The organism is Microcoleus sp. POL10_C6 (assembly GCF_036701585.1).
Taxonomy (GTDB): Bacteria; Cyanobacteriota; Cyanobacteriia; order Cyanobacteriales; family Microcoleaceae; genus Microcoleus.
This window is the reverse complement of sequence record NZ_JAUBRB010000034.1, coordinates 1-21694: the sequence shown is the minus strand read 5'-3', so window position 1 is coordinate 21694 and position 21694 is coordinate 1. Positions and strand designations below refer to the sequence as shown.

The 21694-nt window shown below is 42.6% G+C and carries 16 protein-coding genes, 1 tRNA gene and 1 pseudogene; 13 read left to right on the top strand and 5 right to left on the bottom strand.

Features of this window, described 5'->3' with window-relative positions; genetic code table 11:
* The first annotated feature begins 34 nt into the window (after window positions 1–34).
* The 5 genes and pseudogenes from QUA34_RS18915 (at window position 35) to QUA34_RS18895 (ending at window position 6163) form a co-directional block, all read left to right on the top strand.
* Window positions 35–217 (top strand): hypothetical protein, encoded by a 183-nt coding sequence (locus tag QUA34_RS18915; RefSeq protein WP_333332566.1) that lies wholly within the window; start codon window positions 35–37, stop codon window positions 215–217.
* Between the two features lie 236 nt (window positions 218–453).
* Window positions 454–2229: an ATP-binding protein gene (locus QUA34_RS18910; protein ID WP_333388898.1), complete on the top strand. Its 1776-nt coding sequence runs from the start codon at window positions 454–456 to the stop codon at window positions 2227–2229.
* A gap of 420 nt (window positions 2230–2649) precedes the next feature.
* Window positions 2650–3084, top strand: a pseudogene (locus QUA34_RS18905) (7-cyano-7-deazaguanine synthase).
* 134 nt (window positions 3085–3218) lie between these two features.
* Window positions 3219–4109, top strand: a complete 891-nt coding sequence (gene phnD / locus QUA34_RS18900; RefSeq protein ID WP_333388897.1) for a phosphate/phosphite/phosphonate ABC transporter substrate-binding protein — start codon at window positions 3219–3221, stop codon at window positions 4107–4109.
* 146 nt (window positions 4110–4255) lie between these two features.
* On the top strand, window positions 4256–6163 hold the full coding sequence (locus QUA34_RS18895; RefSeq protein ID WP_333388896.1) for an ATP-binding protein: 1908 nt from the start codon (window positions 4256–4258) through the stop codon (window positions 6161–6163).
* 284 nt (window positions 6164–6447) lie between these two features.
* Here the strand turns inward: QUA34_RS18895 and QUA34_RS18890 are convergent.
* Window positions 6448–6532, bottom strand: a tRNA-Leu gene (locus QUA34_RS18890).
* 198 nt (window positions 6533–6730) lie between these two features.
* Between QUA34_RS18890 and ndhL the strand changes: the two genes are divergently transcribed.
* The 5 genes from ndhL (at window position 6731) to QUA34_RS18865 (ending at window position 13250) form a co-directional block, all read left to right on the top strand.
* Entirely contained in the window at window positions 6731–6946 is a 216-nt protein-coding gene (gene ndhL, locus QUA34_RS18885; protein ID WP_193972727.1) for an NAD(P)H-quinone oxidoreductase subunit L, read from the top strand.
* Entirely contained in the window at window positions 6947–7252 is a 306-nt protein-coding gene (locus QUA34_RS18880; protein WP_333104690.1) for a DUF3007 family protein, read from the top strand. It abuts the gene before it with no gap.
* A gap of 318 nt (window positions 7253–7570) precedes the next feature.
* Window positions 7571–8368, top strand: coding sequence for a tryptophan synthase subunit alpha (gene trpA, locus QUA34_RS18875; RefSeq protein WP_333056348.1), 798 nt, complete (start codon window positions 7571–7573; stop codon window positions 8366–8368).
* Window positions 8369–8866: 498 nt separating this feature from the next.
* Window positions 8867–9502, top strand: a complete 636-nt coding sequence (locus QUA34_RS18870) for a DUF6658 family protein (protein WP_333388895.1) — start codon at window positions 8867–8869, stop codon at window positions 9500–9502.
* A 1336-nt stretch (window positions 9503–10838) separates the two neighbouring features.
* On the top strand, window positions 10839–13250 hold the full coding sequence (locus QUA34_RS18865; protein WP_333388911.1) for an ATP-binding protein: 2412 nt from the start codon (window positions 10839–10841) through the stop codon (window positions 13248–13250).
* A 278-nt stretch (window positions 13251–13528) separates the two neighbouring features.
* On the opposite strand, the gene QUA34_RS18860 is transcribed toward QUA34_RS18865, so the two are convergent.
* From QUA34_RS18860 to QUA34_RS18850, 3 genes are all read right to left on the bottom strand, one after another.
* Entirely contained in the window at window positions 13529–14875 is a 1347-nt protein-coding gene (locus QUA34_RS18860) for a serine/threonine-protein kinase (RefSeq protein ID WP_333388894.1), read from the bottom strand.
* A 91-nt stretch (window positions 14876–14966) separates the two neighbouring features.
* Complete coding sequence (locus QUA34_RS18855; RefSeq protein WP_333388893.1) at window positions 14967–15962, bottom strand: pentapeptide repeat-containing protein; 996 nt, start codon at window positions 15960–15962, stop codon at window positions 14967–14969.
* Between the two features lie 182 nt (window positions 15963–16144).
* Window positions 16145–17836, bottom strand: coding sequence for a hypothetical protein (locus QUA34_RS18850; RefSeq protein ID WP_333388892.1), 1692 nt, complete (start codon window positions 17834–17836; stop codon window positions 16145–16147).
* A gap of 70 nt (window positions 17837–17906) precedes the next feature.
* Here QUA34_RS18850 and QUA34_RS18845 point away from each other — a divergent pair, with 70 nt between their 5' ends.
* Together QUA34_RS18845 and QUA34_RS18840 are read left to right on the top strand one after the other, a co-directional pair.
* Window positions 17907–19406 (top strand): NAD(P)/FAD-dependent oxidoreductase, encoded by a 1500-nt coding sequence (locus QUA34_RS18845; RefSeq protein ID WP_333329409.1) that lies wholly within the window; start codon window positions 17907–17909, stop codon window positions 19404–19406.
* Window positions 19384–19671, top strand: a complete 288-nt coding sequence (locus QUA34_RS18840; protein WP_333388891.1) for a hypothetical protein — start codon at window positions 19384–19386, stop codon at window positions 19669–19671. The genes QUA34_RS18845 and QUA34_RS18840 overlap by 23 nt, the downstream gene beginning before the upstream one ends.
* A 139-nt stretch (window positions 19672–19810) precedes the next feature.
* Here QUA34_RS18840 and QUA34_RS18835 read toward each other — a convergent pair whose 3' ends face one another.
* Entirely contained in the window at window positions 19811–20821 is a 1011-nt protein-coding gene (locus tag QUA34_RS18835) for a leucine-rich repeat domain-containing protein (protein ID WP_333388890.1), read from the bottom strand.
* A gap of 178 nt (window positions 20822–20999) precedes the next feature.
* Here QUA34_RS18835 and QUA34_RS18830 point away from each other — a divergent pair, with 178 nt between their 5' ends.
* The gene (locus QUA34_RS18830) at window positions 21000–21473 is read left to right on the top strand and encodes an ABA4-like family protein (protein WP_333249384.1); all 474 of its coding nucleotides are present in this window, start codon (window positions 21000–21002) and stop codon (window positions 21471–21473) included.
* Window positions 21474–21694: the final 221 nt, after the last annotated feature.

Below are 21694 nucleotides of genomic sequence, written 5' to 3'. Positions count from 1 at the left end.
CAGTGGGTAATTAGTCAACTTTACAATAAGTTTTTTGAAGAACCAACAAGTCAGCTCTTTAAACTCCACGCTAAGCTCGATCGCGAATGTAATGCAAGCTTACGGATTTACTGACAGCGACGATATTTTAGCAAATGTGCTGGAATTAAACCTAGAACTGGCAGAAAAAGAAAAACGGGGAGAACCGGTAGTTGGGCCTTGTGTCCCAACTGACTAAAAATACTAATCGCTGTAATCATAAGTTTTGTAAATTTGCGTCTAATCACATAGACGGTTGATAGAGATCACAAGCACTCTAGTCTAAAAACAGAGATACTAGGGGAAGAGTTAAGTTTTGAGTTAAAAATTTTCAAATTCAAAATTAAACACTCAAAACTGTTTTTCGCCTTCAGCATAAGTGCATTTTGCTTTTCTTCGCTCCCTTACTCCTGATTTTTTTGGGAGGAACTGCCAATGTTATTATTTACCCACACTCAGTCCCTAGATAGCAAAGTAGAGCAAGTAACCTCTGCTAAAAAAAAGTTGTTACAGCATTCATCTATTAATTTAACTGGGCTGAAGGGAGGATTTAACCATTTGCGGATAGGTCAAAAAATTAGCTATGGCTATGCTTTAGCTATTGGCATAGCGATTTTGGGAACTGGTGCGGGACTGACATTGGGAGACTACTTTCGCAAGCAAGCTTTAGTTCAGGTGAATGTTGCTGGGCAGCAGCAGCAACTGCTGCAAAATTTGCAAAATACCGTATTTGAAGCCCGATCGCACGCGGCGAGATTGCCAGTCGTTTTGGGAAACGCCGTATGGCTGCAATACGAACACGATCGGTTTTTCGGGCAAATCAATCAGGCGAAAATCCTGATTTCAGAAATTGAATTTTTCGCACGAGAAAATCCCGATAGACTAGCAACAGAAGAGGCCACATTGCAGGCTCTATTGAAGAAATCGGCCCTCGTCATTGATTACTACGGTAAGCTAATTAAATTGCAGTTAAAAGAAGCGGAAGTTTGGAATTTGCAGCCCAACAGCATCGAGTCCGCACAGCTACAAATGTTGAGGACTAGCAGCGGCCAAGAGGCGATCGTACTAGATAACCTTGCTCAATGTTTAACCCAGCTAATTTCTACAGTAGAAACTCACCAACAGCAAGGAACCCAAGCATTAGAACAAGCTGAAAATTTGCGAAACCGAATTATTCTCGGAAGTATGCTAATTTCAGCACTCATCGCTGTCGCACTGGCGGACAAAACCAGCCGCGCGATCGCCCAACCCCTCGAAACCGTCACTAATGTGGCTCAGCAAGTCACTCGCGAATCGAACTTCAACCTGCAAGTACCAGTCACAACAGACGACGAAATCGGAGTTTTAGCGGTCTCTTTCAATCAATTGATTCAGCGAGTTAGCGAGTATACACAAGAACTCAAACAAACTCAATCCCAATTAATTCAGACCGAAAAAATGTCATCTCTCGGTCAAATGGTGGCAGGGATAGCCCACGAAATCAACAATCCTGTCAACTTCATCGGCGGCAACATTGACTATGCCAACCAATACATCGAAGATTTGGTAGATTTGGTAACTCTCTATCAAGAATATTATCCCAACCCACCAGATGCCATTCTAGAGCGCATCGAAGACATTGAACTCGAATTTCTCAGAGAAGATTTGCCAAAAACCCTCTCTTCGATGAAAATGGGAGCCGATCGCATTCGCGAAATTGTCGTATCCATGCGGAATTTTTCGCGATCGGACGATGGAAAAATGAAATCAGCCGACATTCACGAAGGAATAGATAGCACCCTCGTCATTCTCAATCACCGACTCAAACAAGGTATTCAAGTTATTAAACAATACGGCAAGTTGCCTGCGGTTGAGTGCTATCCCGCGCAACTGAATCAAGTATTTATGAATATTATTAGCAATGCAATAGATGCGCTGGAAGAGGTGAAAAAGGAAGACAAAGGCTATTCGCCAACTATTTTGGTTAGCACGGAAATTACAGCAAACAATACTGTCACCGTCAAGATTCGGGATAACGGGCCGGGAATCGCGTCCCCCAGTACCCAACAAATATTTGACCCATTTTTTACTACAAAGTCGATCGGTAAAGGTACTGGATTAGGATTGGCTATTTCCTATCAAATCGTTGCCAAGCATCAAGGCAAAATTGAGGTAAATTCTCAAATAGGACAGGGTACGGAATTTGTGATTACTTTGCCAGTTGCTGCGTAATATCACGCGGAGCGACTTCGTTTTTGTGTATCTGGAGTCAAGATTGTGAAGTCTCGATTAGGCCGGTTTACTGGATATATAACTTATATTCTTATATTACAGATATTGGTGAACCAGTGCCTACAGACATCATGGTTTTTTTACCGGGCATGAGATGGCGATTAGTGTCGAATAACATATTATTTGTCGCTTTTAAAAATTAATTCCGTCTCCATAAGATTAACTGAAGCCCTCGCTATATAAAGATTCTAGCAGCTTTTTTGACCACAAAAGTACAGCAGTGACTTTAACAGGTTCGTTGTCGCTATTTAAACTTTTGACAAATTCTGTGTCGCTTCTTAAAAAACGGGACTTGTAAAAATTAGACAATCAAAGTCCTCTTGAGGCGTCCTGGTGATACGGGATTGTACCCTCGATCGAATGTCCGAAAGCCTCCCCATCACCTACGTTATCGATCGCAATATAATTTTTCTAAGTTTTGGTATCGCTGGGGTCGAAACTCTCAACGCCGATCGCGTTTACATTAGTATCAACACTTGAGATTATTCCGGCTATCGGGACGGTCGCCCCCATTATATTCAAGCCATTCAAGAAGCATTTCGGATAGGGGCACAATAGGGGAAAGAACGTGATGCACTCTCTATCTTAATACCTCTGATTGAGCTAAAAAAGACAGAAATTATTAAATTAGGCAATAATGGGGGAGTGCCTTGCGAAAACACTTGGTTTTGTTACGGCGGCGGTAAAGTTGCTGGCGGCGTTTGCGATTCCTGTGAGTTAAGTCGGGCAGCGTTTAAGGAGTTAGGTTTACAAGATCCGCTGCCTTATGCTCCCAACCATAAAACCCATCGATAAAAATTTTCTTAATGATTTTGCCACAACAGTTCACTGAAGCTTAACCAACGGATAATCTATTTTAATGAAAGTTTCTTCCAAATAGCTTATAATAGTTATGCAATTTTCAACTGCCACTCAAACTCCTAAAATTTATGAAGCGGCGGCATTTTGTTGGGTTATCGCTATTATTTGTAGCAAGCTGTTCTACAACAGTAAATCAATCTAATCGCAGTTCTTCCAGTTTTCCCGTAAGTGAACCTGAAACCCTTGAATTTGCTGTAACTGATGTTCAGGGTGCAGAAGATTTGCAGCAAAATTATCAAACCTTTCGGACTGTTATTGGGGAAGTTTTGGAGAAAAAAATTGAATTATTCCCTGTAGATAACTATATAGAAGCAGCCGTAGCTCTCCAGTCGGGTCAGCTAAAACTAGCTCTAACAGGGCCATCTGAATATGTGATTATGCGGGCCCGGACAAATGCTGTTCCCATCATTGCCATCACCCGCCCTGACTATCACTCAATTATTCTTGTTCGTGCCAATAGCGAAATTAAGTCCGCAGCACAATTGAAAGGTAAAACAATAGCTATGTGGGAAATAGGTGCAACTGGTGGTCATCTAAGCCCGATTAAAATTCTCCTGGATGCTGGCTTAAATCCCCAATCAGACTTCAAAATCTCAATGTTGGGAATCAAGGGTTTGCAGGCTCTCAAAAAAGACCAAGTTGATGCCTTAGCAATTGGTGTGAATAGATACAAAGATTTACTCAAAACAGACAGTTTGTCAACCAAGGATTTTCGGATTATTGCCACAGGACAACCCTTACCTAATGATTTGTTTGTTGCTAGTAGCAACCTGCCTAATACTCTTGTTGAAGAAATTCGCTATCGCCTGGTAGAAAATCAAGATAAGCTAATTGAAGCAATTTTAGTTGGGAAAGATAATGATAAGTATCAAGGAGCTAAACTGGTGCCAGCAAACGACAGTGATTATAACATGATTCGTGAAGTTTATAAAGCCATTGGTCAGGGGAATCTCTTTTAAGGTTAAATTTTATCTAATGCCTACTTTGTAGTAGGGCTTTAGCCCTTAATCCATAAGCTCTAGGGAAGATAGCCTACTATGAATAAGAGACTTTATTTATGTGCATTTACTAATAAACTTGTTAAAATTTAGCTCAGGTTGCCAGTATGCAAAAGTTTGAACAGAGAGAGAATAGGGCTGTGAGGTTCAAAAACCTTATCCTCAATAGACGAAAAAATAATGCCGCTGTCACTGAAGGATCTCGCGACATCAAAAATCCTCTCAAAAAAGCTCCCTTGACTGCAATTAACCGTTTCATTTCTCGTTTAAGCATTGCCCAAAAAATCAATTATGGCTACTCCCTAGCAATTGGAATAGCCGTACTAGGAACCACAGGGGGAATGATCTGTGGAGACTATTACCAAAAGCAAGCTTTCCAAGCTTTAACCTTCGCCGACGAGCAACAAGATTTGCTCAGGGATTTAGAATATTCCGTGCAGGCAGTCCAGTCACATCCCAAACGGTTAATTTCTGTCTTGGGAGATTCAATCTGGTTTGAATATGAAACTGCTAAGTTCTTGAAAGATGTTGATGTAGTAAAAAAAAATATTGCAGAACTAGCTTTATTTACCGAAGAACATTCCACAGACTTAGCAGTAAGTTCTGCTGAATTAAAGGAATTGTTAGACGGTTACACAACTGCGACAGATTCGTATTCTCAATTGCTCAAATCTTTTTGGCAAGAAATAGCTCCATCTTCACTAAAACCAGAGGAAGTTAAAGAGGCACAGCAGCAAGTATTGGATTTAATCAGAGGGGATAGAGCAGTTAAGCTCGATGTTAAGTTTGAGCGACTGTCAGAGAGTTTAAGCTTGATGACAGAAGTAGCTAAGGCACAGCAAAGACAAGCCTATGTGAATTTTAATATAGCTGAGAAATTGCGAGTGCAAATCATCGTAGTGAGTATGTTAATGTCAGTTGTGCTCGCTACTTTTCTAGCCATCTGTACCAGCCGCGCGATCGCCATCCCTATCCAAGCTGTAACCAGCGTTGCTAAAACTATTACTCAACAAGCAAATTTTGATTTGCAAGCACCTGTCACCACAGAAGATGAAGTAGGAACCTTAGCAAAATCCATCAATCAATTAGTTCAATGGGTAGCAGAATACACCGATGAATTAGAGCTGGGTCGCCAAACTTTGGAAGAGCGAGTAGAAGAAAGAACAGAAGAGCTTACAGCAGCGCTTCACCAACTTAAACACACCCAAACCCAGTTAATTCAAACCGAAAAAATGTCCAGTTTAGGGCAGATGGTGGCAGGCGTCGCCCATGAAATAAACAACCCTATTAACTTTATTCACGGCAACCTAGAATACGCCAACGAGTATGTTATAAACTTGCTGCATTTACTTCGTCTCTATCAGCAGGAATACCCGCAACCCACAGAGGCGATCGCAGAAGAAATCGCAGAAATAGAACTAGACTTTATCACAGAAGATTTACTAAAACTGCTTGAATCTATGAAAATAGGTTCAGAACGCATCCGGCAAATAGTTTTGTCTTTGCGAAACTTCTCTCGCTTAGATGAAGCTCAAATGAAATTAGTTGATATCCATGAAGGTATTGACAATACACTATTGATTTTGAACAGTCGGCTCAAGCAGGGAATTGAAGTTGTCAAAAACTATGGACACTTGCCAGAAGTAGAGTGTTATCCAGCGCAGCTAAATCAAGTATTTATGAATATTATAGCCAATGCGATAGATGCACTAGAAGGGTCATCCCAGGACTCTAAAAAAGGGAAAAATCCTCAGATTTTAATTCAGACGCAAAAGTTGGATAGTAGCCAAATTCTGGTGCGAATTTGCGATAACGGCCCTGGCATTCCATCCGCCATTCACAGTAAGCTATTTGACCCATTTTTTACAACTAAAGAACCAGGAAAAGGCACTGGTATCGGACTCGCAATTTGCTACCAGATTGTGGAAAAACATCGGGGGAAAATAGAGATAATTTCATCTTTGGGAGGGGGAGCAGAGTTTGCGATCGCACTCCCCGTCTCATCTCAAACTTGAAGCTAGATATTGTCTATTTTGAGGACATTAATGTGTTAACGACGGCACATAATTTGTTATTCGACTATTGAAACTCAGCTCCCACAGCCGCCCAATTTCCCAAACCAGCCGATTTGCTCAACGAGTTGAAGACCGGACGTAAAAAATCCGGGGCGAACTTGGCAGGCAGATATAGAGGCCCTTTTGGACTTAGTAAAAAACCATTAGCGCGAAAATTGAGCGGCAAACAGAAATCTTGGTGACAAGAAATCTGAAACCGTTGAATCACAAATGATGGAAATGGATGGGGGCGGAGGGACTTGAACCCACACGACCGTTTCGGGTCAACGGATTTTAAGTCCGTAGCGTCTACCATTCCGCCACGCCCCCCTTTGGTCTAACTGCTGTGGTTTTGAGCCACTAACAGCAACAGCCTTTTATTCTACAGGCAAAACCCCAATTTACGCAACCCCTAATCAAAAAATTCTCAAAAGTCGCGCTGGATCTCCCCAAGCGGTACAATAGTTAACCAGCTAACGGAGCGTGTCAACTGACTTAGCCGTGTTATTAATCCCCTAAAGCAAATCTATGTATATTACCTTACTGCTTTACGCCGTCTTGGCAGGAGCCTACCTCCTGGTAGTACCCGCGGCCACCTACGCTTACCTGAACAGCCGCTGGTACGTCGCTACCTCTTTTGAGCGCGGCTTCATGTACTTCTTGATGTTCTTCTTCTTCCCAGGTATGTTTCTCCTAGCTCCATTTTTGAATTTTCGGCCCAAACGGCGGCAGATAGAAGCCTAAATGCGACGTATTGACGTAATTGGAATCAGTGTCGGCTTTTTTGTAGCAGGTGGGTTTGTCTACTTGCTACTGCAATTTGCCGGACTCGACAGTATGAATGCAGGGATTTGGAGTCAGTTATTTTTGGTCGCCGGCTTGATTGGCTGGCTGGTGACTTATTTATTTCGAGCACTGACTCAAAATATGACCTACAGCCAGCAATTGCAAGACTACAAAGAAGCTGTCTTGCAGAAGCAGCTAGATGCACTCACTCCTGAAGAATTAGCCAAACTTCAAGCCGAAATTGAGCAGGAAAAAGATAATTAGTCAGTGGTTAGTGGTCAGTTGTCAGTTGTCAGTGGTTAGCTGTTAGTTGTCAGTGGTTAGTGGTTATATCATGTCCGGTCGAGCGATCGCGATTTTTGTAGGGCGGGTTCACCAACAATACCGCCAATAATTTACAATCTCAAAAACCAGCCCCGACCGGGATATTATGGTTAATCGATCGGACATGATATTAGTTGTTATTAGCTAATACTAACTGCCAACAACCAACTGCCAACAACCAACTGCCAACAACCAACTGCCAACAACCAACTGCCAACAACCAACTGCCAACAACCAATGACTGATGACTAATAACTAATGACTATTTCTAATTGTTTTGAAACGTTACGCAAGAACCACCAATGTGCATTGATTCCTTTTATTACTGCTGGTGACCCAGACTTGGAGACAACGGCTAAAGCACTGCAAATTTTGGATGATAACGGTGCAGACGCGATCGAGCTTGGCGTTCCCTATTCTGACCCGCTAGCTGACGGGCCGGTGATTCAAGCCGCTGCTACAAGGGCTCTACAGCGGGGAACGCGGTTAGATGCGGTGCTGGAAATGGTAGCGAAAGTTAGTCCAAATTTGCGATCGCCCATCATTCTCTTCACATACTACAACCCGATTTTGTACCGAGGTATAGAAACCTTCTTGCAGCAAATCAAAAGTGCTGGAGTTCAGGGATTGGTTGTACCAGACTTGCCCTTAGAAGAAGCCGACAGTCTCATCCAACCTGCCAATAAATTAGGGATTGAACTAACATTATTAGTTGCTCCCACCAGTCCCAAAAGTCGTATAGAGGCGATCGCTCGTCAGTCTCAAGGATTTATTTACTTAGTCAGTGTGACGGGGGTGACGGGAGTACGCGAAGGCTTAGAAACGAGAGCAAAAGAGTTGCTGCAAGAACTTCGCGCCGTCACCGACAAACCCATCGGCGTCGGGTTTGGTATATCGCAACCCGAACACGCTCGCCAAGTGAAAGAATGGGGTGCAGATGCTGCGATTGTTGGCAGTGCTTTTGTCAAACGCTTGGCAGAAGGTACTCCCGAACAGGGCTTAGAGGCGATCGGCGAATTCTGCAAAAGTCTAAAAACAGCGATTCAAAATCCTTAGCAACTGTACAGATACTTTCAGCCATTAGACAGATGTGTGCGATCGGGATGTGCCATCACAATTGCGATTAAAGACCTTGTTGTACTTGAGATAATACACCACATTCCTTCTAGTTCCTGACTAGAAGGTTTTTTTTGGGACGAACACGCACAACATTTCAACATAGTGCGCGTCTGGAGATCAAAACAGCTATGTATGGAAACGGCATTGCTTTGTCCGGCCCAGGGTGCTGCGACTTTTAATAATTGGTAGAAGATTGAGGATTATTCATTCCTTCTTCCTGATTGCTGATTTCTATCCGGTCGCCAAGCCGAAGAGCCTTCTTATTTCTTCCTTCTTCCTTCTACTATAACTTAAGGAATGTAACTTGGGATAGATGAAAAACTACGGTTTCTATTCCTATACTTAAAAAAGTGTTTAAGTACCTAATTTGGTAAGGCTAGACATCGACAAAGCCACAAGGCATTTGAACATTTCACAATAGAAAGGAGCATTTTTATGAAGAGACTAACTGCATTTCTGAAAAAAATTCGAGCTGTACAAATTTTAACAGTTTTTCTGGCTGGCATTTTAGTATTTGTGAGTACGGCTTGCAGCAGCGCCCCTGATATTATGGCAGGAAAAACTGATGTGATGACAGGAAAAGGAAAAACTGCCGACCAAATTAGAGAAGAAGTGCCGACCGGGGCTGTAACGTCCGAATTCAAAGGCGGCATGAACGATTACAGCGATGTCGATCCTAGAAACAAAAAGGTGACAACAACAGAAGCAAAAGCTCAGCTTCTCAAAGATCAAGCGCAGCACCGCATTGACACGAAATCTAGCAACAATGTCGGTGAAAATGTGCGGCGGGTAGCGGATGATGCGCCTGAAAAACTCGACCAAATTGGCCAAAAGGTCAAGGACGATGCTCGCACCGCCCAGCGCAAAGCTGATGACTTTGGCGACAAAACCAAACAAGGCTTTGCTAATCTTAAAGAAAACACTCGCGAAGGCTTGAAGGGAGCAAAAGATATTGTTAAAGAAGCCACCGAGGGAGCAAAAGAAAGAGTATCAGAAGGTACTGAGTCTCTGAGATATAATACCGCCGGCGGCCAAGAAAATATCAATGATGCAGCACGAGATGCAAGATAGAAGGCTCAAGATGCCTCAGACAATATTTGCTAGAAAGTGAATGGAGATATTGACTGAACTCAACGAGCGGCCGAAAGAGCCACAGACGACTAATCTCAAATAACGCTGTTTCCTTTTCTGGAAGCTACATTCCGACAGGGGTTTTAACCCCTGTCGGAATGTAGGTAAAGTCAATCGATTTTACATTTTAGATTTTATAGCGTTTCCTTAGCTGATCAGGTACAACCAATCCTTATCCATTAAGGATTTTAGCTCTAAAAATGTACCTCAGTTGACTGAGAAACGCTATAGATTTTAGATTGAAGCATTGACCCCACGGATGAATCCGGGGGCTTGTATCCTGGATGCTTTCGGTCATGTGAAGACTACTGCCTATTAATATTTGATTGGGTTTTAACCGCAGGGAGGGCTATGAGGCCGGAAGTAGAGTGCAGGGGGGTTTCACCACAATCCAACGGCCCTGTCCTTTTCTAGGGGGGACTGGAGTGCCACTGCTTTCACGACGGATTCTTTATAATTTCTATAGATTGTATTTGGACTTTTTAAGGTAGTAACTTTTTGATCGGCTTTGCGGAAATTTGGGCGATCGAACTATATTAAATTTAATTAATTAGCAATTGTATGTTTGAAGACATGATAAGACAGTGTTTATACGGTATTTCGCGTTCATTGAATCGCATTTGAGATTAACAGTAGAAACTTATACGTAAGTAAAAAGCTTTAATCGCGATCGCCCAAGTATAAAATATTGTTCTTTAATAGATAATTTGATTTTTTGATCGACAGCTCGAAAATTATGCTGTTTATGCCCTAAGATAGATAGACTAAGTTTTGTCAAGTTAATGTCTGGGTTGAGGTCAGCCAATATGGACACAATAATAAATGCAGTATATTTGACTAGCGTAATACCGGGGTATCGCTCGATCGCGCAATCGCGCAATTGTACACAGATTCTCGATCGGCTATCGATCGGTTCATGCGCGAGAAAGACCAACAACCTGCAGCTAAAATTCTCAAACCTACATCATTGTGGCGGAGGATTTGCGGGAGGCGGTGCTGCCACAATCCCAAAAAGTTGCATTAGCGACCGTTAATTGCATCGGTAGAAATAGTCCTCAACCGAACAGACATTCTCGACGAACTCGAACGCAGACCGATTATTTACAAATACATTAAACATTCCAATCTTTCAATTAATTTTACCTGTTACCTGCTAGATTGAGGTGTATAAATTTTAGCAAAAAGAGGCCACGGATTCGGGATATATTCGAGCCGTAATCCGCAGCCAATCGACAGGCGAAATGGAGGCAAACCTTATCTTGGGAATTGTGTTTTGATGCTAGTAACGATGATGCACGACTTTTATGATGCACTGGCACATTTGGCAATCTATGCAGATGCCGCACCGGCGGAGCGCCAACAAATCCTGAAGCGCGTTGGGGCTAGTCAGAAAAAACTCAAAGAATTCGCGCACCATACGCCGATCAATTACCAACACAAGTTCGATCTGGTTGAGGCAGAGTTGCTGGGCGTTTTGGGACAGATAGCAGAAGCAATGGAACTGTATGATCGAGCTATTACCGGAGCTAAAGCTAACGAATATGTCAATGAAGAAGCTCTTGCCTGCGAACTCGCTGCTAAATTTTACCTGTCATTAGGAAGGGAAAAAATTGCCAGACTCTACATGATAGATGCCTATGATTGCTATGTCCGCTGGGGAGATAGAGCCAAAATAGACGACTTAGAAAAACGTTATCCTCAATTATTAAAACCGGTTTTAGAACCCGCCAAACTCCCTGCAAATCCATTAGCAAATTTTCCAACACCTGCGGGGCAAAATCCATCGCTTCATCCATCCATTCATCCATCCATTCATCCGTCTGTTTCGGCGAGTGTCTCAGATTTTGGGAATTTTTCAACACTGCTAAAAGCTTGTCAAGCGCTCTCTAGTGAAAGAGAACTCGATCGACTGATTGCCAAACTGATGCAACTGGCGATGAAAAATACAGGAGCTGACAAAGGAGCGCTGATTTTGCCAAACGGCAATCAATGGGAAATCTCGGCTACCAGCGCGCTCGACAATTCGGGACTCGAGTGGGCGATCGACTTATCATCTGCAAAACTCGATGAAAACAGCGATATCTTGCCCCTTAAAATTGTTGACTGCGTTAAAAATTTATTGAAACCTGTGATTGTTCGGGATCTCGCTCAACAACGTGATTGGGATTCCGACTCCTACATCCTCAAATACCAACCGCAGAGCCTGTTGTGTTGGCCGATTGTCGATCGAGGCAGCTTAGTCGGCATTTTGTATCTGGAAAATCGCTTAACCGCAAGAGTTTTTACTCGCGATCGCCTGCAACTTCTCAATCTCCTGTCTTCCCAGGCAGCCATCTGTTTGCAAAATGCTCTTCTCTATAAAAAATATCAGGATTACAACCAACAATTAGAGCGATCGCTAGTAACAATTAGCCGAACCGAAGCTCAGCTTGCCGATCAGAAAAAAATGCTCCAAGCGATTCTTGATGTCGCTCCGATTTGGATTTGGATGGTTAATCCCAGTGGTAAAGTACAGTTTTTGAACAAGACATTTTCTCAAGATGTGGGCGTGCCCCTGAGCGATTTCCTAGCTGTCGATCATTATCAAGATATACTGGGGGAGAATGCAGCGGGATGTCTGGTTTCCGATGCCGCCTGCCTTGCTCAAGATTTGCCGCATTACTCCAGCGAAATTCTCAGACTTGTTGACGGCAAACTACACGATTTAGAAATCACGAAAGTGCAGTTAAAAAATTCCCAGGGCGAGACAATCGGGATTATTGGTTTGGGTGTGGATGCCACTGAGCGCAAGCGAGCAGCCGAACTTTTGCAAGAGCAAAATCAACAGCTAGAACGAACTTTAAAAAATTTACAACAAGCACAACTGCAAATCGTGCAAAGCGAGAAAATGTCGGCATTGGGTAATTTAGTCGCCGGAGTCGCCCACGAAATTAACAATCCGATTGGGTTTATTTCGGGCAATTTAAGCGAAGGTAAAAGAAGTTTGGAAGATGTGATCGCACACTTAGAATTGTATCGCTCCGCTGCCTCGCCATCGGAAATAGCCGACCACGCCGAAGAGATAGACCTCGATTATCTTTTGGAAGATTTACCGAAGATGATTGATTCAATGCAACTCGGATGCGAACGCATTTGCAGCATCAGCAACAGTTTGCGTACCTTCTCCAGAGGCGACAAAGACTACAAAGTTCCTTTTAATATTCACGAAGGCATTGATAGCGCTATTTTAATTTTGAAACACCGCCTCAAAGCAAACGAACACCGCCCGCAGATCGAAGTGATAACTAAATACGGCAATCTCCCTAAAATCGAATGTTTTCCCGGTCAATTGAATCAAGTTTTTATGAACCTGCTTGCCAATGCGATCGATGCCTTAGAAGAGTCAAATATAGGACGCAGTTTTAGCGAAATTACCGCCAATCCCAACCGCATCACGATTTGCACGGATATAGTCGGCGAAGGGTACATTAAAATTCAAATTGCTGATAACGGCATCGGGATAAAAGAGGAAGTTAAACAGCAGATATTCGACCATTTGTTCACGACGAAAGGTGTCGGCAAAGGAACTGGATTGGGGTTGGCAATTGTCCACCAGATTGCGGTAGAGAAACATGGCGGAAGCATCGAAGTGAATGGCGAGCCTGGAGTTGGCACTGAGTTTGCGATCGTTTTGCCTGTGAAGGGATAAATTTGAATTAAAATTCAATGTTTTTTGGACGATCGCGTAATAAGATATACTGACTTTGATTGGGGTCTTTTTTTGAAAGCCTTGGCATAACTCTTTTAAAGTAGCATCATTTTTTTGATCAAGCAGTCTGTGGTTGACAAGCTGTTGCTACTGTACTTAATGAACCTGAAATCTGCTGTATTTTAGACCCCCTATAAGTGAGTGCGTCACCCATTTTTAGTTGGGAGATGTCTATTATACAAAAAAAATTAATCACCAAGGCTTCGCCCTACAAAAATTTATCTTAAATTTAACCAATCTTGAATTTCTTGCGCTAACCAAGCCGCCTCAACCTCTTTCAAATGGTTCCCTAAGACATAAAAGTAAGTTCCTGTATAGTTGCCTGAACGAATTCTGATTTGATTACCCCCAAAAAAAGAAGTATTGTATATAAAAGCACCCAAAATCTCAGAAAGTTCCCCCCTTTGTCCTAAATAACTCCAACCAAATATCTGATGTTCCAGTTTAAAGGAGTTCCGGTTAAATGTAATTTTATTACCATTGCCCACAATCTTAAGTAAGATACTTGTACTTGCTAGAATCGTAAACAATCCTAATCCCGTATAGAAATTTGGTTCGCCCAATACTAAGGTGATCGGCCTCAATAACAGTAGAATTAATATTCCTATTAAACAAGCACAGAAAAAAGGCTTTCTGACTAAAGTAGACGGAATTTTAATGTTTAACTCGGTTGCTGATTTGCTAACTTGAATGCGACTGTGAGGCGGTTTAGCAATTTTCCAAACAGTCGGAATTTGAAGATTAGCCCCTTGTATGTTTCCCGATTTCAAAGCTGCTAAAGCGTCTCTAGCCTTGCTGAAACGCTTTTCTAAGGCGATTTCCGTCATCTTCTCAATCCAGCTTACCAAAGTGGGATTCACACTCACGCGATCGCTAAACTGAATCCGAGAATCTTTCTGTGGCAAATCCGCAGGAGTCATCCCCGTTAACAAATGAATTAAAGTAGCTCCCAAAGCATACAAATCCGAAGCCGCCACCGCCCGCCCCCAAAACTGTTCTAAGGGTGCATAGCCACTGGTTCCTACCACTGTAAACGTTACACCTGTCACCGCCGCTTGAGCTTGTACCGCACCAAAATCTACTAGATAAACGTGCTGATCTTCCCCCAAAATTAAATTACTCGGCTTAATATCTCGGTGCAAAACTGGGGGGCTTAATTCATGCAAATAAATTAAAATTTCCAGCAAGTCAGTGGCAATTTTTCGTACTTGTTTTTCTGAAAATTTTTTACCTTTTTCTAACAATTCCTGAAGTGAAAATCCCGGAATATAATCTTGCACTAACCCAAACCAAGGCAATCCTTCTCCGGCTTCCCGCTCCAGGGAAAAATAATCTCGATAGCAAGGAATGCGGGGATGATTTAGGGCCTGCAAAACTTGTGCTTCTCTTTCAAAAAGCTTGAGTTCTTCCCAGTGCATTTCCGGGCTAAAAGCTAACATTTTCAGTGTCACCTGTTCTTGAGACTCTAAATCTACTGCTAGCCAAGTTTGATGACCGGCCGCTGTGCGTCCTAAACGCTGTTGCAATTGATAACGTTCTTGTAAAATTGTTCCTGGATTTAACACAGCCTTGTCCTATTTTTTTTACTTACAGGAAATCTGCTTCACTATTAAATTAACTATTTTGCCGAGAGCGTTAAATTGCTAGTCGAAGTAATTACCCGTGCATTTCTCCATTCGGCATAATTGTACCGCGCCACTGAGCACCTGATAAATTAGCCGTGCTCAAATCTGCCCTAATCAAAGTTGTGCGGTGCAAAATTGCCTCCCGCAAATCGGTTCTAGCCAGATAAGCATCAGTCAGATTAGCTTCACTCAAATTTGCCTGATTAAAATTAGCTCGACTCAAATCAGCCCGCACCAAATTAGCTCGACTCAAGTCAGCCATGATTAAATTAGCATTGCTCAACTTAACATCAGTCATAAATGCACCCCGCAAGTTAGCGCCAGCCAATTCAGCATCAATTAACACAGCTCTTTCCAACTTAGCATTTGCCATTACAGCCCAGGAAAAATTTGTTTCTACCAAAGTTGCTTCAGTCAAAAATACGCCATCTAAAATAGCTTCGCTCAAATTTGCCTGAGTCAGATTTGCTTCCCCCAGAGATGCTTCTGTCAAATTCGCGTGACTGAGATTAGCTTTAGTCAAATCTGCACCTTGCAAATTGACGCTCCGCAAATCTGCACCTTGCAAATTTGCACCCCGCAAATTTGCACCCTCAAAAATCCGCGGCTCCTTCCGCAAATTTGCACCCCGCAAGCACGCACCGCGCAAATCAGCACCTTGCAAATTGACACCTCGCATATCTGCATCGCTCAAATTTGCATCGATAAAAACTGCCAAAGAGATATTGGCTCTGCGAAAGTCTGCACCTTGCAAAGTCGCTCCGTGGAAGTCTGCATCGGACAAATTGGCTCCGCTCAAGTTTGCCTGATTTAAGTTAGCACCGCACAACTTTGCATTAGTTAAATTTGCGCGCTGAAGGTTAATTCGGCTCAGGTACGACATCGCTAAGTTTGCACCCCAGAGGTCAGCACTGCTTAAATTGACGCCAATTAAATCGGCACCACTCAGGTATATCCCTCTGAGATTCATACCTTGAAAATCTAGTTCTCCTGATGTATATCGCCTTAAAATTTCGCTGGCATTCATATTTGTTTTTGTTGTGAATTAGGTACAATCTGCTATTTCTAGACTGCTTAAGTTTCTGTTCGCGCAGGCGGACTTAATTTTTGTAGCGCCAGACTTGAGTCTGAGAAATTTGATAAAATTTCTTGAATTTCAGTTGACCCAGGCGGACTTAGTTTGTGTTACCCAAGACTTGAGTATGGCATTTAATGAGTTTGATTGACAAATTCTTGAGTCCAAAAAACTGTTTTGCTGCCTAACTGTCGCCCGTGAATTTTCACATGAGTAAGATATTTTGATTTTAAAGTACAGAGTTTTTTGTGAATGTATGTAGCTGTAGCCTGTTGGTTTGGTACTTCAGCAGACTCCAGAATTACATGGAGCCAACCATCTTTAAATCCCGCTGTAGCAGCAATTCCTTTAGGCTGTAGCAATTGATTAATCAATTGGGCGATCGCCTTTGGTTTGCCTTGCTTTGCCATTTCCAGAAGCTGATACTGATTTGCTTTATGGCTAGAGTTTTCCGGCGGTATGTCGGAAATATTGTCTGCCATGTTTTCTGGGACTTCAGAAGGATATTTTCCGCTTTCTTTTGACTCCAGTTCAATCAAAATTTCCAGCAATTTATCGGTAAACTTCTGAACTTTGCCTACATACTCTCTGAGATTTTTATATTTCCAGTACAAACGCTCCTCAGCACTCCCCGTAGAAAATTTTCCGTTCAAAGCAGCTTCTAACTGGGTGAATATATTTTCTATTTGCACCGTTGCGGAGTTAGCACTTTGACTGACTAATTCTGTCATTTCTTCTTCCAATTCCAATTTTCGTTTGATGGAATCGCTAATATTTATAATAACAGGAGCAGCAGGTTCTAAAATTTCGATAATAGTCGGCATTTCTGCAACTGGGAATGTTTCTACGATTTCCTGTCTGAACTCGGTAGCATAATTATTGCTGGTTTCGGGTTCTTTAAACGGTAGATTTTCTGCCGTGTCAGGCACTAAGTAACTCTTTTGAGGGTCATAATGATAATGAGGTGGAGCAGCTTGAAGGATGTGAGTAATCTCGCCTGGATCAAAATAATCGCTGCGTTTGTCCACCAGCTCGATCTCTTCATAAACACTGTTGTTTAAATGTGTCTGATCGTAATCTTGACTAGCCGAAGATTCGGCTTCATAGGATTCTTCCTGTTGCATTTTTGCGTAACAAGGATTCATCGCTTTGATGATTACGCTCGCAGCTTGGTCGTTTTCATCTCTGTTGTCGAGATTGCTAGCAGTTCTGTACAACTGAGATTCCAGTTCAGCTAGGCTACCACAGACATTAAACAGTTGTCGCAGCAGAGTGTCAAGTTCTTGAGTTTTCAGCAGTAGCCAGTCGCGATCGCTAAAAGTAAACTGGTGATAAAGAGTAGAAAAAATTAGGATTTTCGCCCTCAGCGGATTTGTTTGCTGCAAAATTTTTTGTCTGACATCAAATAATTTGCCGGGGTTTCTTGCACTTTCTTCGCTGCTGGGTACTTCGGAACTAAAGTGCTCTTCAAATGCGGGAGCTTCCTGACCGCCAAAACTAGATATGTTTACTTCTAATTTGGTGAAGTCTTCAAATTCATACAGCCTGCTAAGTTGACAGACTATGAGGTCTGCTACTAAAGCATACTCTGTTTTTTTATTAACCTTAGAGACTATACTATTTAAAACAGCTTCAATATCTTCTAACCTGCTGTATTTGGCGCACAGTTCTTCAATTAAAATCCTTACATCTGCGCTGGCGAGTTGGGCGGGGTCGTTTTCCCAGAACTCTTTACAAGCAAAAAATATTATTTTTTTAATGCGCGAGATATTGACATCTTGTTCTAATTCGCGAACAACTTCATCTAAAATAGATAAAGCTTTCATAGTTTTCCTCCCATAAAAATACCCCGTCAACACTCAGCAAGAAATAATACAATTATACCACATTTGATAAATGCAAGACTTTGATGCGATCGTAATTGGCAGCGGTATTGGGGGCTTAGTCGCAGGCTCGATGCTAGCTCGCTACGGCAAGCGGGTGCTCGTCTGCGAGAGCCACATCATAGCGGGCGGGGCAGCTCACAGCTTTTCGCGCCGAGGATTTCACTTTGATTCGGGGCCTTCTTTTTATTGCGGTTTGACTGATCCGCAGTCGTTTAATCCTTTGCGGCAAGTTTTTGATGTTTTGGAGGAATCGATCGCAGCAATTTCCTACGATCCGCTGGGGCATTACCATTTTCCAGAGGGAAGTTTACCGATTTATGCTAATGCGAGAAGTTACTTAGATGCTGTAGCTAAGTTCGCACCGCAAGGTGCTGTAGAATTACAGCAATTTCAACAAAACTTATTAGTTTTGTATGAAGCTTTGCGTGGAATTCCGGCTTTAGCGCTGAGATCCGACTGGCAGTTAATACCTGTTTTGCTGTCTCGGTACTCGCCTGCTTTGCTGAAGCTGTTGCCGCTAGTAGGTGCGATCGCGGGTTCAGCCGGTTCCTTGATGGATCGGGACGTGCGTGACCCTTGGGTGCGACGTTTGATAGATTTGGAGTGCTTTTTGCTGTCGGGTTTGAAAGCGCACGGAACTGTCGCGCCGGAAATAGCTTTTATGATTGGCGAACGATCGCGCTGTGCGATCGAATATCCTGTAGGTGGCAGCGGTGCGATCGTCGATGCTTTAGTCAGAGGTTTGCAGCGCTGGGGAGGAAAATTGCGCCTGGGATCTGCCGTCGAGCAAATATTAGTTGAATCCGGCAAAACCACCGGAGTTCGCTTGAAAAATGGCGAAGTTATCCGCGCCCCAATTGTCATTTCAAATGCCACAATCTGGGATACTTATACAAAATTACTGCGGCCTGAAGATTTGCCGGAAAGCTACCGAAAAAGCGCTTTGTCGATGCCCGCAGTAGACAGTTTTATGCACCTGCATTTAGGAATTAAAGCCGAAGGACTCGAAGGTTTGACCGGCCACCACGTCGTCGTTCACGACAGCAAGATTGACATTACAGTACCCGGAAATACTTGCATGATTTCGATTCCTACAGTGTGGGATGCAACTCTCGCGCCCCCCGGACATCACGCCGTTCACGCTTATACATTGGAACCTTACGAAGGTTGGGAATATGGCGAATTGTATCACCAGAAAAAGCAAGAGCGATCGCAATCTCTGTTTCAAGCTTTAGAAAGAATTATACCGGATTTGCGATCGCGAATAGTCTTAGAGTCGATCGGCACACCGCTCACCCACGCCCGATTTTTACGCCGATATCAAGGAACTTACGGGCCTGCAATCGCCGCCGGAAAAGGCACATTTCCCGGCCCGCAAACACCAGTCAAAGGCTTGTATCGGGTGGGAGACAGCACTATGCCCGGAATTGGCGTCCCCGCCGTCGCAGCATCGGGTATTTTGTGCGCGAATACTTTGGTAAATTCGGATGTTACAGCACAATTTTTATAAGCGAAGGAAGAAGGAAGAAGGAAGAAGGAAGAAGGAAGAAGGAAGAAGTAAGAAGGAAGAAGGGAAATTAACTGGTTCCCTGGCTCTGGCTGGGAACCGAGTTCCAGAGGCTCTGCCTCGCTTGCAAAAAAACAGGAGGCAGAGCAAGAGTGAAATGCGTTCCCAGCCAGAGCCAGGGAACGAGGAAAACGAGGAAAAAACTACTTTTTACAAAATCTGCCTGCTCCCAAAACTGATTATCCACCAGCGGCAAAAGCGCCCATAATTGCGATCGACAAAGCCAAACCTGGCAACAGCAGCAATCCTAACATCAAAGCATCGTGTCCGCTCATCACTTTCTCCTGATATTGACCTTTGACATTATACTCTATAAACTGCCATCTTGCCTCGACCTTAATAATTAATTAAAACCGACATATAGATTCAGGATTGACAGGGCAAATTTTATTAACAATGGGATTCCCGCGCAAGTCCAGGGTAGTTAACTTTTGCAAAGATTGCAGGGAACTGATATCAGAGATTTGATTGTTGTACAAGTCTAGTAAAAATAAATTATTTAAAGCTTGTAGCGCGCTGCTATCCGAAATCGGATTGTTGAACAGATAAAGTTCAGTCAAATTAGTTAACGATTTCAGTGGACTGATGTCTGATATTTGATTGTTACCGAGGTTAAGTTCAATTAAATTAGTGAGCGATGTCAAAGGACTAATATCTGATATTTTATTTTGGAATAAAACTAATTTATTTAAGTTAGTTAGAGATTCCAGCGGAGTCAGGTCAGATATTTCATTTCCGAATAGAAACAGCGTAGTGAGATTTTTTAAAGAACTAAGCGGGGTGATATCCGATATTTTATTATTGTAAAGGTAGAGTGTCTGGAGTTCAGTTAAATTTTCCAGAGGAGCGATATCTGAAATTTGATTGTTGTAAAGAATCAGCGCATTTAAGTTAGTTAAATTTTTCACCGGAGTGATGTCGAAAATTTTGTTGTCAAACAAGACAAGTGCGGTAAGATTAGTTAGACCTGCTAGGGGACTGATATCTGCGATTTGATTGGTATCGAGAACGAGTTGAGTCAGATTTATTAGATATGAAAGCGGGCTGATATCTGATATTTGATTGACATCCATAATCAAAGTTTTCAGATTGGTTAAAGATTGCAGGGGAGCGATGTCAGATATTTGATTACTGCCGAGGATGAGATTAGTAACTTGAGTGAAAGATGAGAGGGGGCTAATATCGGTAATTTGAAGATTTTTGAGGTTAATTTCTTTTGTATTAGAAAGCAGTTCGTTAGCTCGATCGCACTCGGAAGAATCTGATATTTGCAACAGTATCTCTACCGTATGTGTGGCGTCGGGCGAGAGATTCTCTTTTTGCTTGCACCAATCGGGAAAGTTATTATAATTTGTCATGGGCTGTGCTGCCTTAATCGATTTTAGATGCGAGATTTGAAATTTTAGATAAGTATAGCAATTCTATTTCATTTGTGAATGAGATTTTTTTCTGATTTTGAGAAATTTCCGCAAAAATTGTGTAAAGTAATCTTAACATCCTTAATTGCATTGCATTCGCAGGAGCCAAGAGCCAACTATGACACCAGAACTAATTTTTAATGTCGGTAATCTGTTCGTTGTGCCTTTCTGGGCAATTATGATTTTATTACCCAACTGGGGAATTACCCGAAAAGTGATGAATTCCTTTATTCCGTTTGCAGTGCTCGCCGTTTTGTACATATATTTGTTTGGTAGCAGTCTGACTGCGGAAAATGCGGCTGCTTTATCCAATCCTAAGTTAGCAGATATTGCTAAGTTTCTGGGGGAAGAAACGGCGGCTGCTACGGGATGGATACATTTTTTAGTGATGGACTTGTTTGTCGGGCGCTGGATTTATTTGGAAGGACAGCGGACAGGAGTTTGGACGGTTCATTCTTTGGCTTTGTGTTTTTTTGCTGGGCCGATGGGATTGCTTTCTCATATTGTAACTGCTTGGATTACTCAAAGGTTTTTCCCGAATTCTGAAAGTCTTTCAGGGGCGGACAAGATGCCCACCACACAAGAAAATTGATGTATTGTGGAACGGGCCGCTCGTGCCCGTTCGTCCCTAAGAAGGGCGCAAGTTATCAATAACAATATAGAGCGTAGCTAAACCCGCTCCTTGTATTTTGAAAGAGGTAGATGGCTGTTTAATGTTGGGTGGGGCGGGTTTATGACTGGAGTTTAGACTAAGACAGAATAAAGAGGCGCATTACTGTAGATTGAATGCACTAAAAGATGAGCGATCGAAAA

Excerpts from the sequence above, each read along its gene's own strand:
- QUA34_RS18910 (WP_333388898.1), top strand. The coding sequence starts at position 454 with ATGTTATTATTTACCCACACTCAGTCCCTAGATAGCAAAGTAGAGCAA.
- phnD (WP_333388897.1), top strand. The coding sequence starts at position 3,219 with ATGAAGCGGCGGCATTTTGTTGGGTTATCGCTATTATTTGTAGCAAGC.
- QUA34_RS18895 (WP_333388896.1), top strand. The coding sequence starts at position 4,256 with ATGCAAAAGTTTGAACAGAGAGAGAATAGGGCTGTGAGGTTCAAAAAC.
- ndhL (WP_193972727.1), top strand. The coding sequence starts at position 6,731 with ATGTATATTACCTTACTGCTTTACGCCGTCTTGGCAGGAGCCTACCTC.
- QUA34_RS18880 (WP_333104690.1), top strand. The coding sequence starts at position 6,947 with ATGCGACGTATTGACGTAATTGGAATCAGTGTCGGCTTTTTTGTAGCA.
- trpA (WP_333056348.1), top strand. The coding sequence starts at position 7,571 with ATGACTATTTCTAATTGTTTTGAAACGTTACGCAAGAACCACCAATGT.
- QUA34_RS18870 (WP_333388895.1), top strand. The coding sequence starts at position 8,867 with ATGAAGAGACTAACTGCATTTCTGAAAAAAATTCGAGCTGTACAAATT.
- QUA34_RS18865 (WP_333388911.1), top strand. The coding sequence starts at position 10,839 with ATGCTAGTAACGATGATGCACGACTTTTATGATGCACTGGCACATTTG.
- QUA34_RS18855 (WP_333388893.1), bottom strand. The coding sequence starts at position 15,962 with ATGAATGCCAGCGAAATTTTAAGGCGATATACATCAGGAGAACTAGAT.
- QUA34_RS18850 (WP_333388892.1), bottom strand. The coding sequence starts at position 17,836 with ATGAAAGCTTTATCTATTTTAGATGAAGTTGTTCGCGAATTAGAACAA.
- QUA34_RS18845 (WP_333329409.1), top strand. The coding sequence starts at position 17,907 with ATGCAAGACTTTGATGCGATCGTAATTGGCAGCGGTATTGGGGGCTTA.
- QUA34_RS18840 (WP_333388891.1), top strand. The coding sequence starts at position 19,384 with ATGTTACAGCACAATTTTTATAAGCGAAGGAAGAAGGAAGAAGGAAGA.
- QUA34_RS18835 (WP_333388890.1), bottom strand. The coding sequence starts at position 20,821 with ATGACAAATTATAATAACTTTCCCGATTGGTGCAAGCAAAAAGAGAAT.
- QUA34_RS18830 (WP_333249384.1), top strand. The coding sequence starts at position 21,000 with ATGACACCAGAACTAATTTTTAATGTCGGTAATCTGTTCGTTGTGCCT.